Genomic DNA, 765 nt, shown 5'->3' with positions numbered 1-765 from the left:
GAGTCCTGATCCGTTGGCCGATGAGATGGCTAGCTGGAGTCCATATAATTTTGCATTTGATAATCCGATAAGGTTTAATGATCCTGATGGGCTGGCACCAGCTTCTATTAACCCAGTGTCTCCATTTTTGAAAGCTGGGTATTTATCAGTATCTAAGCATAGTGGTTTACAAAATAGAATGAGAACATCAGCTGTAAGAGTAAACACAACAAATAATGTCAGCATAGATGGAGGGTCTAGATTCTCAGCATCGTATAGTGTACCTGTCGCAGTTAATGCAGTTTCAATGCTGATGACCAGTGGAGTTGCAGACGTAAGGCGAGTTGAAACTGTCACGGAAACATCGACAACATCTTCACTGACATTTAATGAAGATAAAACCCAAGTAACAATACAGGAAGTAACCACTACTACTGAAGCCTCTTTAACTGGAAGTGGTATTCTAAGAGGGGTATCTCAAACGGTGACTACAGAGACGATACAAGCAGGCATTGAAATAGATAATGATGGTAATATGTTTTTAAGTGAAGGGAATATACAAAAGACATCTGATACAAATAGCAAAAACATTAAATTAAGAGAAGCCTCTGGAAACCTGCAACAAAAAATAGGTGAAGCTTCTCAATTTAATTCAAATGCAGAGAAAGGGGTTATTAATCATAGAAATTTTAATCCTGACCCGTCGAAAGATTCCTTTCAACGAGGTTTAGATCGAACAAGGCAGTCAGAGGAACTAATGAATAAATTAAAAAAATGAAGCGAATA

General features: G+C 37.9%; 1 pseudogene. It reads left to right on the top strand.

What is annotated here, in order from left to right:
* Window positions 1-757 (top strand): annotated as a pseudogene (locus tag E1163_RS30150) (hypothetical protein); the annotation flags it as partial.
* Window positions 758-765 lie beyond the last annotated feature (8 nt).

Source organism: Fulvivirga kasyanovii, from assembly GCF_009711405.1.
In the GTDB taxonomy this organism is placed as follows: Bacteria; Bacteroidota; Bacteroidia; order Cytophagales; family Cyclobacteriaceae; genus Fulvivirga; species Fulvivirga kasyanovii.
This window is presented reverse-complemented; position numbering and strand designations above follow the sequence as displayed.